The organism is Burkholderia sp. (genome assembly GCF_018375725.1).
Lineage (GTDB): Bacteria > Pseudomonadota > Gammaproteobacteria > Burkholderiales > Burkholderiaceae > Burkholderia.
This window is the reverse complement of record NZ_JAHACR010000093.1, coordinates 1-13,487: the sequence shown is the minus strand read 5'-3', so window position 1 is coordinate 13,487 and position 13,487 is coordinate 1. Positions and strand designations below refer to the sequence as shown.

Sequence of the window (13,487 nt, the reverse complement as noted above, 5' to 3'; positions counted from 1 at the left end):
CCCGATCGAACGGAAGAAAACGTGACGCTCGTAGGACTGGAGCGGCGCATCGCCCGCAATCAACTCCGGCAGATCGCCCACGATCCTGTCGGGATGCCAGCCGAACTCGGCCGCGGCAATCTTCATCTCCCCTGCACTGGCCGGGGTCGTCGCGCGGTAGTCGCAGTACACATCCATGTCCGGAAGCCATGCCGGCGGAACCTCGTGCGCGTTGACAGCGTTCGTGCTGATCGACGTCACCAGCGCTGGCCGCGTCAATATGCCGTCCGTCAGGACCTGCTGTCCCGACGATGTGCAAAGCGAGACGACGTCGGCATCGCGAACGCATCCGTCCAGCGTGTCGCTCACCACGATACGCGGGTCGATCGACCTCACTTGATCACGCTTGCTACCGTCATTCGCCAGTTGTGGCGAGTAGACGCGAATGGTCGTCCATTCCCTAACCGGACGCAGATGACGCAGATGCGCCAAGCCCAACGCGCCGGTACCCACCAGCGCAAGGGTGCTCGCATTGCGTGACGCCAGATGTTCCACGGCCAGTGCCGTGGCGCCGACCGTGAGTTCGGCTGTCAACAGTCCGGAATCGCACCACATCAAAGGGCGCCCCGTTTCCATCGACATCAGGGCAGTCCAGGCCGTGACGATCGGGCCGCTACTGGTCGGAACATACGGGGACAGTTTGGCACCGAATACGCGCTCTTCAGCCAACGCACCGAGGTACGTGATGAAGTCGCCGGCGTTCTCGGGAAAGAGAGTCAGGGTTTGCGGCGGCTGCACCGCGCGACCTTTGGCCAGAGATCGGAACATCCGCTCCAGTGCTCCACGCGTATTCAGGCTCGGCAATGCGGCACGAACCTGCGCCTCATCCACAACGCAAGGCAAGTTGTTCGATTGAGCACTCATACAGTGATTCCGGGCACAGCCCGCTCCGTGTCGATACATAGATTTTCAGTCTACTATGGACAACTTGTTTTCGGAAGCGGCGGCTTCGCGCAGTCGTTTCTCATCAGGATCGACGACGCTCGGCCCAGCATCCCTTCCCCAATTCGCAACACTTGTTGACCTTTCTATTCTTACTAATGATAATGCGTCTCATTTTCCAATTACGAACCATTACAGGAAGGAGAGATGAGACGAGATTTGTATCCGGTGCGACGCACGGTTCTGGCCGTTTTCGCATGCCAGCCCATCGTGACCGGCGTCGCCTTCGCGCAGGACAACGCGTCGGCACAGCCCGGCGCCGCGGCGGACCAGCTCCCGGTGATGAGCATCAACGCAAGTTCGATTCGCGATCCGGGTGTGGGTTACAACCCGGCTAGTGCGCGCAGCGCCACCAAAATCGATGCGCCGCTGCGCGATATCCCGCAGACCGTGAACGTGGTCACCGCGGAAGTGATGCGCGACCAGCACGCCAATTCCATGCAGGACGTGCTCAAGAACGTACCCGGCGTCGGCTTCTCCACCGGCGACGGTCAGCGCGACCAGGTCACCATTCGCGGTTTCTCGGCGATCGCCGACCAGTTCGTCGACGGCATTCGCGACGACGCGCTGTATTTCCGCGATCTCTCCAACGTCGATCGTGTGGAAGTCGTCAAGGGTCCGGCCGCCGTTCTTTATGGGCGCGGATCATCCGGCGGCCTGATCAACCGCGTCACGAAGAAACCGGGTGTCGACGTCACCGATTTCGGCATCAGTTACGGTGCCTGGGCCGACCGGCGCATCGAAGCCGATGTCGGGCGCGCGCTCGCCAGCGGCGCGGCCGCTTTCCGCGTGACCGGCGCCCACGAGGAAGCCAAGAGTTATCGCTCGCAACAGTTCATGAATCGCACGGCCGTCGCGCCTTCGCTGGAATTGCGCATCGCGCCGAAGACCACCGTGCTGCTGCAGGCCGATTATCTGGAAGACCGCCGCGTCACCGATTTCGGTATCCCGGCCTACAAGGGTCGGCCCGTCGACGTGCCGGCGTCTGCCTATTACGGCGCAGCCAATGCGGGCAGCGTGGATACCACGCGAACGCGCGTGTATTCGGGCACGGCCACCGTCAAGCACGAATTCAACGATCAGTGGTCGATCCGCAATGCGACACGCTATTACCACGATTCGCTCGACCGCAACAACACGCTGGTCCGCGACGTCAACGAGGCCGCGCGGACCTTCACGCTGAACCACGGCAACGTCTATCGCGAGGAGCATGGCTGGTTCAACCAGACCGAACTCGTGCAGAAGGCCATGTTGTTCGGCATGAAGCACGAAGTGCTGTACGGGATGGAATTCGGCCAGCAGAACAAGGATCTCGTCAGCTATTCGGCCCCGGTGACGGGGACCAACGGCAAGCCGCTGAACTTCGACCTGTTCGCACCGGCACTGCCGACGCTGCCGCTGCACACGTCGACGACGCCCACGGCCAACAACCTCGGCATCTTCAAGACCGTGGGCGTCTATACGCAGGACATGATCAGCTTCAGCGAGCACTGGAAGGCGCTGCTGGGCATCCGCTACGACCGTTTCCAGCAGGAAACGATCGACCGCCGTCCGAAGCAGCCGGGCCTGTCGCGTACCGACACGGCATGGAGCCCTCGCGCAGGCCTGGTTTGGCAGCCGACCCAGGCCCAATCGTATTACGTGTCCTGGAGCCTATCCTTCCAGCCCTCCGGCGAAGCATTCTCGCTGGCGGCCAACAATGCGGAACTCGCTCCGGAAACCACGACGAACACCGAAATCGGTGCGAAGTACGACTGGCTTGACGGCAAGCTCACCACGACGGTATCGGTGTTCCGGCTCGATCGCAGCAATATCAAGGTCGCCAATGCGAGCAACACGGCGCTGATTCCGATCGGCGAGCAGCGCACCGACGGCATCGAGCTCAGCAGCGCCGCCGAGCTCGGCCATGGCTGGCGCGTGCTGGCAGGCTACGCCTATCTCGACGCCGAGGTCACCAAGTCGAGCGCCGCGCTGCAGGACAAGCGCGCCACCCTCACGCCACGCCACTCCGGCAATCTCTGGCTGACCAAGAATCTGGGCAACGGCTTCGGCGTCGGCGGCGGTCTGAATTTCGTCGGCGCACGCATGGCCGATCCGCAGAACACCGTGACGCTGCCCGGCTACATCACGGCGGACATGATGGCCTGGTACGCACGCGGCCCGGTATCGCTCCAGTTGAATCTGTACAACCTGTTCGACAAGCGTTACATCGTCTCGGCGCACGGCTCGAGCCCCAACCTCAACATGCCGGGCGCACCTCGCAGCGTCATGGCAACACTGCGATACCAGATGTAGTTCTCGGAAAAAGCGAACCGGGGTGCGGCCATGCCCCGCTTCGCTTGTGTTCCATACGGACCGGTGCCCCGTCACGCTTTTGGCGCAAACGTGTGCGAGCATCGGCCGAAGAATTCGGGTACGAACGAAATCCTTTTCACGATGCATGCCTGACAACGATTGCCCGCATTTCATTGAACACAAATCATTCTCACTCGCGTACGCATTTACATGTTTCACCGTTACCGCTGACCTGAACGCACAAAGGACGCTATCCATGCAGACACTCTTCATCCTGGCGCACGTTCCCACGGCACCCGTCAACGAGGGCTTCCTGCCCGCCGCCCGGGCGCTCGGGCTCGCGGTCGTCCTGTTGACCGACTGCGCCGACGCGCATCGCACGCATTTTGCGCAGAGCGGCCTCCCCGCCTATCCGGACGAAATCGTCCCGTGCGACGTCTTCAATCCGGTGGCGGTCATCGATGCGATCACGCGACGCGACGGCCAGCCCGCCGCCCTGTTCTCGAACAGCGATCACCTGCAGACCGCCACGGCAATCGCCTCCAGCTACTTCGGCCTGCCGGGCAAGGACTGGCGCACGACCTACGCAGCCAAGAACAAGGCGGAGATGCGCCGTCGGATGGCTCAGCGCGGCATCGACACGCTCCGGCACGCCGTGGTCTGCGATCCTGCCGCGGTCGCCGCGCTGGACGACATCCCGATGCCCTGCATCGTCAAACCGCGCGAGGGCGTGGCCAGCCAGCAGGTCAGCCTCGCTCGCGATCGCGCCGAACTGGCCGGACAGTGCGCCGCCGTCTGGGCGCTGCATCCGGGGCAGGCGCTGCTGCTCGAAGCGTATCTGGAGGGCCCGCTCTACACGCTCGAAACCCTGGGCGACGGCCACACGATCCGCGCGCTGGGCGGCTTCCGCGTGACCCTGTCGCCGCCGCCCCATTTCGTCGAACTGGAGGCGGTCTGGGGGACGGGGCTGCCGCCGTCGGTCGAGGCCGACGTGCTGGACATGATTCGCCGCTTCGGGGTCGGCTTCGGCGCCTGCCATACCGAATACGTGCTCACGGCAAACGGCCCGCGCCTGATCGAAATCAACTATCGCAGCATCGGCGACTACCGCGAATTCCTGCTGCGCGACACCTTGCCGTTCCCGCTGTTCGAGCAGGTTCTGCGGCTGCATCTCGGCCAGCCGCTGCCGGCGCTCGACGTGCCCAAGCGCGCCGCATGGATCCGCTACTTCACCGCGACCGCGGCGGGCACCCTGCGGCACGCGCCGCCGGCCAGCCAGCATGAAGTCGACGGCATGCGCCTGACCTACCTGCCGCTGCGCAAGGTCGGCGACGCCATCGAACTCACGCACTCCAACAAGGACTACATCGGCGTGCTGCGCGGCAGCGGCCCGGACACGGACGGTCTGGCCGCCGCAGTGGAGCGAACCAGCCGCACGCTCGCATGGGAGATCGCACAATGACCGCCCGTCTTCCTATTCAGCCCGGCCACGCATCCGCCGCGACGGATGCGGACTACGTCTGCATCCGGGTCGTCGATGCGCTGTTGCGCGAAGACGTCCGCGAATGCGTCAGCCGCGGCGAGCTGATCTGCGGCGACGGGCATTCGGACGCCGCCGCGGGCTTTCCCGCCGACCAGCACTGGCTGCGCGTGCGCCATTTCGGACCGGGCGTCCTCTGGATTCCCGTCACGCCGACACGCTACATGCAGGACTGGCGACTGACCCGCCTGCCGCTTCTGAGCGAGACCGCCCGCAGCCTGACCGAATTGAACGACGTCGACGCGATACTGACGGCGTGGGCCGGCGATCTTCCCGTCGACGCGGCCCGGCTGTTTACCGCCTACGCGGACGAGTGCCGCGCCGCCCGCGAGCATCGCGCCGCCGCGCAGGCCGAACGCGCGCGCTGGTTTGCGTCGCCCGATTGCATGGACGGAGCCGCGTCGCCGTCATGGCATCACCGCATGCAGCACTACGACCGTCTCGCCGCGTTCCTCGATCACCCGTACTATCCCAGCGCGCGGGCCAAGCTCGGCTTTGCCGCCCCCGACCTGCCGCGGTACGCACCGGAGTTCCAGCCCGAATTCGAACTGAACTGGCTTGCCGTGCCGCGCGACCGCTACCACCCGAGCGGCGATGCGCTGCCACCGCGCTGGCCCGGTTTCGCCGATGTCGGCCTCGCTCCGGCGCTCGCCCGCACCCATGCGCTGGTGCCCGTGCATCCGTTCGTCTGGCGTCGTCATCTGGACGATTTTCTCGCCGACGCCGGGCTGACCGGCCACGTCATTCGTGCACCGCAGACGCATCTGCGCGTCGCGCCGACGCTGTCAGTACGGTCGCTGATCGTGCTGGACGCGCCGGAATGGCACGTGAAGCTGCCGCTCACGATACGAACGCTGGGTGCGCGGAATATCCGCACGATCAAGCCGAGCACCATCGGGGACGGGAATCGTATCCAGACGCTGCTGGGCGACATCGCCGCCCGCGAGCCGGCCATTCGCGACCGGCTCCTGCTGACCGACGAGGCGAACGGCGCCCATGTCGATCAGCATCCGTTGCTCGGCTTCATCCTGCGACGCTACCCGGCGCAGGCACTGGAGCACGCGACAGTGATTCCTGTCGCCGGTCTCCTCGCGGAGACGGCAAACGGCAAGCTGGCCGCCGAAGCGCTCGCCGAACGCTTCTACGGCGGCGACCTGGACGCATGGTTCGATGCCTACCTCGCGCTGACGCTGCGCCTGCACCTGACGCTGTGGTTGCGCTACGGCATCGCACTGGAATCGAACCAGCAGAACTCCATGCTGGTGTACGGCGAGGACGGCCTGCGGCTGCTGCTCAAGGACAACGACGCCGCTCGCATCGACCGTAGCCAGCTCGCGCGCCGCTGGCCGGCACTCGCCGGCCGGCTCGACGGCCTCGAAGACCCGCGCATCGACGCCCCGGACGCGCTGCCGCTTGCCCAGATGTTCACCACGATTACGCTCCAACTGAACATTGCCGCGCTGGTGGAAGGGCTGGCGCAACACCGTGGCACCGATCCGGCGGCGGGCTATGCACGCGTGCGCAGCCGGATCGAGACAATCCTCGCTGAGCTGGCCGAAGCGGGCGAAGACACGGCATTCGCCCGCCAGATCCTGCTCGAAGACGACCGGCTCTACCTCAAGTACCTGCTGACCGCCGCGTCGCTGGTCGAAAAAGCGCAGACCGGCGCCACGGATGTCAACAAGTTCTACGGCAAACGCGCGGCAAACTTCCTGCAGGGGCGGCCATGAGCGTCGGCACACGACATGTGGTCGCGGTCGTCATGCTGAGCCACTTCATCGCCGCCTTTGCGGCGCTCGGCATGCCGCCGTTCTTCGCGCTGATCCTGCAGCGCTCGCTGCACAACGACATGCCGTGGCTTGCCGGCGCCTTCTACGTGGTGCCGACGCTGCTGGCCGCGGTGTCGGCGCCATGGTGGGGGCGCCTCGCCGATCGCTTCGGCAAGAAGCCGCTGCTGGTGCGCGCGCAGCTCGGACTCGCGGCGAGTTTCGTGCTCGCCAGTTTTTCCACCCATTCGGCCGAGTTCCTCGCCGCGCTGGTGCTGCAGGGCGTGCTGGGGGGAACCTTCGCGGCATCGAATGCGTATCTCGCGACGGTCGCCTCCGGCACGACGCTCACGCGCAGCCTGACGGCGATGCAGTGGTCCGCACGCGCGGCGCTGGTTGCCGCGCCCGCCTGCCTCGGTCTGTGGATGAGCACCGCGTCGCCGATCGTGCTGTACCGCTGGCTGGCGCTGCTGCCGCTGGCCGCCGCGGTGATGATCGCCCGGCTTCCCGCAGGGGAAGCCGGGACGGGTGCGGTCAAGCGCGCGCAGGCCCGCGACGCCGCCTCAGGTGCGCCTGCGACGCCGCGCCAGATCTACGTGTTGCAGCTCACCTTCGTGTTTGCCACCGTCGTGACCTTCCCCTACTTCATCCCGGATATCCAGCAGCGCCTGCCGGGCGCCTCCGCCGCCACGGCGGGCCTCCTGTTCGGACTGCCGCACATGGTCTACCTGACGGCGGCACCGCTGCTGTCGCGCCGGTTCGGGCTCGCGCCGTCGCTCGGCATGATCGCGGCCGCATTCGGCGTCCTGGCGCTCAGCCTGCTGGCGCAGTCCGCGCCGCTGTCGCTGCCCGCGCTGGTCGCCTGGCGCCTCCTGATGGGCGCCGCGATGACCGCGGGATTCATCGGCCTGCATGCGCTGGTCGCCAGCGTCGTCCACGCCGACAACGCGGGGCGGACGTTCGGCTGGTTCGAAAGCAGCTCCAAATGGGGCGCGGTCGCCGCCGGACTCGCTGCCGGCGCCGCGACCAGCGCAGCCGGCCCGCGCACGGCCTATGTGCTCGGCGCGGCGCTGCTGGCCCCGCTGGTCGCTTATCTCGGCTACCTCCTGTATTGCGCTCGCCCGCAGGCGAGCGTGCTTTGACTCCTCTGATCCGAAGGCAACGACACATGCCCAATCAAACGAATCCCGAAAACGCCGCCGCGCGGTTGTCGGCGGAGCTGGCTGCCGCGCGCCGCTGCCAGGAAACGCTGCTGAACTGCTACTGCCGCGAGGTCGCGCTCCCGAACGGCCAACTGCGGGTCGGTCCGCCGATGGATCCGCATGACTGGCCGGCCGCAATCGTCATGACCGCGCAGCGCGAGCGCGCCCACGTGCTGCAGATTCGCCTTCCGCATGTCCGCGACAGTCTGCTGGCCGTGGTCGGCGGCGCGTGGCTCACGGGCAACTACCGCTATCTCTCGGCCATCTTCCACAAGGCGGGAAACAAGGCGTGGGCGATGGTCGAATGGGAAGCGCTGGCCGCCCTGCTGTTGCGCGACCTGGCGCTGCAACACGCGTTGCCGCCCAACACCGAGTTGATGGAACAGATCCGCAACAGCGTCGCCGTCAGTACGGCCGTGCTGATGGTGCCCGTCCCGGCGACGATTCCCGCCGACCCGGTAGACGCCTACATCGACTCCGAACAGTCGCTGACGTTCGGCCATCCTTTCCACCCGACGCCCAAGAGCCGTCAGGGGTTCTCCGACGAGGACCTGCTGCGCTACTCGCCCGAGATGCGCACCCGCTTTCCGCTCGCATGGTTTTCCGTGCCGCGCGAGGATATCGCGCAGCAATCGCTGCTTGCGCGCACCTGCGACCAGTTGATCGCGTCGAACGCCCCCGCCGTGGCCGGCGACCGGGTCGCCGTACCCGTCCATCCGTGGCAGGCCGGCGACCTCCGCACGCATCCGCTCGTGCACGACGCGCTGGCGAGCGGCCGCCTTCAGGATCTTGGCATCCAGGGCGAGGATTTCTTCCCCACGTCGTCGATCCGGACGCTGTACCAGCCCGGCAATCCGTACTTCTACAAGTTGTCGCTGAATATCCGCATCACGAACTGCGTGCGCAAGAACGCATGGTACGAGCTCGAAAGCGCGATGCACGTCAATCGCGTGCTGCGCCCGCTGCTTCCGGAGCTGGCACAACGCTTCCCCGGCCTCGCCCTGATGGAGGAGCCGGCGTTCCTGTCGGTCGATCTGCGCGACGCCGATGTGGCAAAGAACCGTCAGGTCGTGGAAGGCTTCGGGCTGATTCTCCGGCAGAGCGTCGACACGCTGTGTGCGCCGGATGTGGTGCCGCTGCTGGCGGGCTCGCTGTTCGGCAACCATCACTACGGTCAGGCCCGCATGCGGCGCCTGCTCGACACGCTTGCGACGCGCGACGGCCTGCCGGTCGACGCGATGACCGAGCGCTGGTTTTCCGCCTACGTCGAACAGCTGGTCTATCCGGTGTTCCACCTGTTCTTCTCGCACGGCGTGATCTTCGAGCCGCATCTGCAAAACGTCGTGATCGGACTGCGGCAGGACATGCCCGCGCAGCTTTTCCTGCGCGATTTCGAAGGCGTGAAGCTGACGCCGTCACGTCATCCCGCCGCCAGCATGCCCGAGCTCAGCGCACGCGCGCAGGCGTCGCTCTGGTACGACGAGGAGCAGGGCTGGAACCGCATCGCCTATTGCCTGTTCGTCAACAACCTGTGCGAGGTCATCGCCCAGCTTGGCGGGGATCGCCCTGTCATGACCGCGCGCCTGTGGTCCGTCGTCCGTCATCACCTGCACGTCTACCAGCATCGCCACGGCAATGCGGCTTCCGCCCGGCGCGTCAACGCCCTGCTCGCCGGCAGCCCGTTCCCGGCGAAAACGAATTTCAGCAACCGCTTCTTTCAGCGCGCCGACCGCGCTTCGACCTACGTGCCCGTGACCAATCCGATTCCGCTCGCCGGCCTGGAGGCTGCATGACCCTGAACACGCCCGAACTGCGCTGGCCCCAAATCGCCGCCTATCTCGATGCTGAGATTGGCCATGCACGCTCGCCGCTGTCCGCCTACGTCTACGATCTCGAAGCCTTGCGGCGCCACGCCCATGCGACCGTCAGCCGCCTGCCGCCCGGGTTCGAGCTGTTCTACGCGATCAAGGCGAATTCGGATCTGCCGATCCTGCAGACGCTGGCGCCGCTCGTGGACGGCTTCGAAATCTCTTCCGGCGGTGAACTGGCATGGGTACGCGAGCACTTCGCGGACGTGCCGCTGATCTTCAGCGGGCCGGGCAAGACTGACGTCGAGCTGGCCGGCGCACTCGACCTCGGCGTCGAGGCACTGCATGTGGAAAGCCGGCATGAGCTGGAGCGGCTGGCATGGCTCGCGCGAACGCGCAGCGTCATCGCACCGGTGCTGCTGCGAGTCAATCTCGCGGTCGAAGGCCTGCCAGCGACCACGCTGATGATGGGCGGCAAGCCCACGCCGTTCGGCATCGAGGGCGACCAGTTGCCGGACTGCCTCGCGTGGCTGCGCGCGCACCCGGAAATCCGTCTGCGCGGGTTCCACTTCCACCTGATGTCGCACCAACTCGACGCCGACGCCCATTTGCGCTTGCTCGACGCGTACCTGCAGCAGGTCCGGCGCTGGCGCGCCGAGTTCGGACTGCAAACGCTGGATCAGATCAACGTCGGCGGCGGCATCGGCGTCAACTACCGCGAGCCGGCGCGCCAGTTCGACTGGGCAGCCTTCGCCGCCGGCCTGTCGTCGCGTTCCGCGCAACGCGACGGCCTGACCGTGCGGTTCGAATGCGGACGCTACATCACGGCGTTCTGCGGCTACTATGCGATGCAAGTCATCGACGTGAAGCACGCATTCGACCAGACGTTCGTCGTCGCGAGCGGCGGCACGCATCACTTCCGCACTCCGTATGCACAGGGGCACAGCCATCCGTTTCGCGTGCTGCCGGTGGACACATGGCGCTATCCGTTCGAACGCCCCGAAGTCAGCGACGCCCGCGTGAGCGTGGTCGGCCAGCTGTGCACGCCGAAGGACCTGCTGGCCCGGGATGCGCCAGTCGAACGGGTGCGGGCCGGCGATCTGGTCGTCTTCCCTTACGCCGGCGCCTACGCATGGCATATCTCGCACCACGACTTCCTGCGTCACCCGCATCCGCATCACGGATATCTGCCGACGAAGGGCGCGCATGCTGACGACTAACGGCTGAAGGCGGCGCGCGGCCGGCGCCGGCCGTATCGCAACGGAGCGGCCCGCACACGCGGACGATTCCGGCAACCGTTAAACTGTCCGCCATGGACACATGCCGCTATTGCCAGAAAATCCGCGACGAATGGGATTGTCACGGCGACGAATGCCGCCGCGCGATCGCGAAAGCCCTGCGCCGCGCCCGCTCGGGGCTGCCGATGGTGGCCGACCGCATCCGCAACGAACTCCCGGCCGGCGCCCCGACCGAACAGGTCATCGTCACGCTGTCGCGCCAGCGCCTGCGCGCCCGCCGCGGCAACGAGGAGCGCCGCGAGCGCAAGGAAATCGAGGACGCCGGCGGCTGACCTGCCGCCCGCTACTCGTCGTCGCACGCGTCGTCCGCATGCGATCCCGCGCCGAGCAGATCCTGATAGCGGATGCACGCGCGCTGCGCCGATGCCTTCGCCGCATACATCGCCGCATCCGCCTTGACGAGCAGTTCCTCGGCCGAGCGGCCGTCGGCCGGAAACTCGCTGACGCCGATGCTCGCCCCCACCGCCATGCGCCGCTCGCCAAATTCCAGCTCCTCGGCCATCACCAGCTGGATACGCGACGCGATGTCGCCGATCACTTCGGGCGACCGCACGCCGGCGATCAGTACGATGAATTCGTCTCCGCCGAGCCGCGCCGCCATGTCGCCGTTGCGCAGCACCATGCTCAGCCGCTTCGCGACCGCGACGAGCGTCCGGTCGCCGGCCGAATGCCCGAGCTGGTCGTTGATCTGCTTGAAGCGGTCGAGATCGACGAACATCACCGCCAGCCCTTCGCCCGTCGCCGACGCATCGCGAATCGCATGATCGAGCCTTTCCATGAACAGCAGCCGGTTCGGCAACCCCGTCAGCATGTCGTGGCCCGCAATATGCGCCAGTTCCTTCTGTTTGGTGTGCAGCATCGTCATCTGCTTGCGAATCTCCACCCGCATGCAGTCGAAACAGCGCGCCAGAATGCCGATCTCGTCGGAGCGGGCGACCGGCAGCCGTTCGGTCGCCGGATCGTCGAATATGTGCGTCGCCGCGCGCGCCAGCACCTGTAGCGGCCGCGTGATCGCGCGCGCGAACAGAATCGCCAGCACGGCCGCGAGCAGGCTCGAGATCAGCACCATCCGCACGATCCGCTCGCCGAGCATGCTGGCCGGCACCAGCACGTCCGACATCGGGCGTTCGAGTCCCAGCACGACAAAGCGGTTGCCCTCGCCCCGGCCAAACGCCGTGCGCGTGAATGCGAGGACTTGCCCGGGCGCCTGGCTCGGCCGCGACAGGCCGTTGAGCGTCACATTCATGCGCGATTCGTCGAACAGCGACTGCGTCGCCGGAAAACGCTCCTGCATCAGCACGCGGCGTCCGCGATCGAAGCCGAATGCCTGCGCCGGATCGGGATGCACCAGAAAATCCCCCCACTCATTGGCGAGATACACGAGATAGTCTTCCGGCAGATCGCGTTCGAGACGCATGAAGATGCGCGTCAGGTCGATGTCGATGACGAGCGCGCCGACCGTCTCGCCACGCGGGTTGACCACCGGCGTCCCGACCCGCAGGATCGGCCGCCCTTCCGCCGCATGCGAGCCCGTCTCGTGATTGATCGAGATCGGCGAAAGATAGATGTGGCCCGGCGTGGTCGACAGCGTCTCGAAGACATACGAGAACTGCCCCTTCTCCTGGAGCCCGCTTTCCGGCAGCACGACGACGCCGTGCTTGTCGCGGTCGACGCGAATCCGCTCCAGCCCATACTGCGCGCGCGTGATCAGCCGGATCTGCAGATACTCCGGATGATGCGTCATGAAGCTGTAGTACACCTGCTCCAGCCGGCCTCGCTGGGCGCCGGCCGGTGCTTCGCCTTCGGCGACGGCCGCAGCCGACGGCATCGTTGCCAGCACGAGCGCGTCGTCCGAGACATCGCCGAGCGCGGCGCTGAAACGCTGCCCGAGCAGCTGCGTCGACATCAGCAGGCTGTGTTGCGCCTCCTGCACGAGCATCGTGCGATTGGCGCGGTACGCGTAATAGCCGGTCGCGCCGGACGCCACGACGCCGATGCAGGCGAGCAGCACCGACAGCTTCGCGGTCAGTCCGAGCTTGATCATTTCGGGAAATTCTCGGGACGATCGCCGGACACGATCCGGCTCCACAGCGCTTCGCGCCGCGCAATGTCTTCGACGGGCTGGATCCACACGAGACGTTGCCCCGCGTGCGCGCCCGGCGCCGGCGTAAGCGTATTCGCGAGGCCCTGGCGCCGCACGAGCAGCGCGCCGATCCCCGGCTCGAGCATGTAGTTGATCCATGCATGGGCGAGTTCGGGGTTGTCCGAACCGCGCACGACCGCCCAGCAGTCGAGCCATGCGAGCGCGCCCTCGTCCGGAATCACGTAGCCGACATCCGCTCCGGCACGACGCAGCATTTCCACCTGCTGCGTGCCGTAGTTGCCGAACATCATGGCGGCGCGATGCTGGACGAACAGCGCGGTCGCCTCCTCGGGCAGCGTGTAATAGGTCAGCAGGTTGCGGCGCAGATCGATCAGCTTGCGCGCGACCGCTTGCGTCTGCGCCGGCGACAGCTGGAACGGGTCGTGATAGCCGAGCGCGAGTGCGGCGAACGAGAAGTTGTGCTGCGCGCTGTTGAAGTCGAGGACCTTGCCGC

At 66.3% G+C, this 13,487-nt stretch carries 10 protein-coding genes; 7 read left to right on the top strand and 3 right to left on the bottom strand.

What is annotated here, in order from left to right; all coding sequences use genetic code 11:
• A partial coding sequence (locus KH616_RS12595; RefSeq protein ID WP_292244893.1) for an ornithine cyclodeaminase family protein occupies window positions 1-903 on the bottom strand: 903 nt, incomplete at its 3' end.
• A 225-nt stretch (window positions 904-1,128) separates the two neighbouring features.
• On the opposite strand from KH616_RS12595, the gene KH616_RS12590 reads away from it, so the two are divergent.
• The 7 genes from KH616_RS12590 (at window position 1,129) to KH616_RS12560 (ending at window position 11,162) form a co-directional block, all read left to right on the top strand.
• Window positions 1,129-3,276: a TonB-dependent siderophore receptor gene (locus KH616_RS12590; RefSeq protein WP_292244890.1), complete on the top strand. Its 2,148-nt coding sequence runs from the start codon at window positions 1,129-1,131 to the stop codon at window positions 3,274-3,276.
• 256 nt (window positions 3,277-3,532) lie between these two features.
• Window positions 3,533-4,738 (top strand): siderophore biosynthesis protein, encoded by a 1,206-nt coding sequence (locus tag KH616_RS12585; RefSeq protein WP_292244888.1) that lies wholly within the window; start codon window positions 3,533-3,535, stop codon window positions 4,736-4,738.
• Window positions 4,735-6,546: an IucA/IucC family protein gene (locus KH616_RS12580; protein WP_292244886.1), complete on the top strand. Its 1,812-nt coding sequence runs from the start codon at window positions 4,735-4,737 to the stop codon at window positions 6,544-6,546. Before KH616_RS12585 ends, KH616_RS12580 begins: the two co-directional genes overlap by 4 nt.
• Entirely contained in the window at window positions 6,543-7,724 is a 1,182-nt protein-coding gene (locus KH616_RS12575; protein WP_292244884.1) for an MFS transporter, read from the top strand. Before KH616_RS12580 ends, KH616_RS12575 begins: the two co-directional genes overlap by 4 nt.
• A 26-nt stretch (window positions 7,725-7,750) precedes the next feature.
• Window positions 7,751-9,577, top strand: a complete 1,827-nt coding sequence (locus KH616_RS12570) for an IucA/IucC family protein (protein WP_292244882.1) — start codon at window positions 7,751-7,753, stop codon at window positions 9,575-9,577.
• Window positions 9,578-9,579: 2 nt separating this feature from the next.
• Window positions 9,580-10,812 (top strand): type III PLP-dependent enzyme, encoded by a 1,233-nt coding sequence (locus tag KH616_RS12565; protein ID WP_292244895.1) that lies wholly within the window; start codon window positions 9,580-9,582, stop codon window positions 10,810-10,812.
• A 92-nt stretch (window positions 10,813-10,904) separates the two neighbouring features.
• Window positions 10,905-11,162, top strand: a complete 258-nt coding sequence (locus KH616_RS12560) for a hypothetical protein (protein ID WP_292244881.1) — start codon at window positions 10,905-10,907, stop codon at window positions 11,160-11,162.
• Window positions 11,163-11,173: 11 nt separating this feature from the next.
• Here the strand turns inward: KH616_RS12560 and KH616_RS12555 are convergent, their stop codons facing one another.
• A complete protein-coding gene (locus KH616_RS12555) occupies window positions 11,174-12,934 on the bottom strand; it encodes a diguanylate cyclase (RefSeq protein ID WP_292244880.1) in 1,761 nt (586 codons plus the stop codon).
• Window positions 12,931-13,487 (bottom strand): extracellular solute-binding protein (locus tag KH616_RS12550; protein WP_292244879.1); only part of this gene is annotated, 557 nt, incomplete at its 5' end. The genes KH616_RS12550 and KH616_RS12555, both read right to left, overlap by 4 nt.

What these genes read in the sequence shown, in the direction of transcription:
- KH616_RS12570 (WP_292244882.1), top strand. Translation starts at nt 7,751, where the DNA reads ATGCCCAATCAAACGAATCCCGAAAACGCCGCCGCGCGGTTGTCGGCG.
- KH616_RS12580 (WP_292244886.1), top strand. Translation starts at nt 4,735, where the DNA reads ATGACCGCCCGTCTTCCTATTCAGCCCGGCCACGCATCCGCCGCGACG.
- KH616_RS12575 (WP_292244884.1), top strand. Translation starts at nt 6,543, where the DNA reads ATGAGCGTCGGCACACGACATGTGGTCGCGGTCGTCATGCTGAGCCAC.
- KH616_RS12585 (WP_292244888.1), top strand. Translation starts at nt 3,533, where the DNA reads ATGCAGACACTCTTCATCCTGGCGCACGTTCCCACGGCACCCGTCAAC.
- KH616_RS12560 (WP_292244881.1), top strand. Translation starts at nt 10,905, where the DNA reads ATGGACACATGCCGCTATTGCCAGAAAATCCGCGACGAATGGGATTGT.
- KH616_RS12590 (WP_292244890.1), top strand. Translation starts at nt 1,129, where the DNA reads ATGAGACGAGATTTGTATCCGGTGCGACGCACGGTTCTGGCCGTTTTC.
- KH616_RS12555 (WP_292244880.1), bottom strand. Translation starts at nt 12,934, where the DNA reads ATGATCAAGCTCGGACTGACCGCGAAGCTGTCGGTGCTGCTCGCCTGC.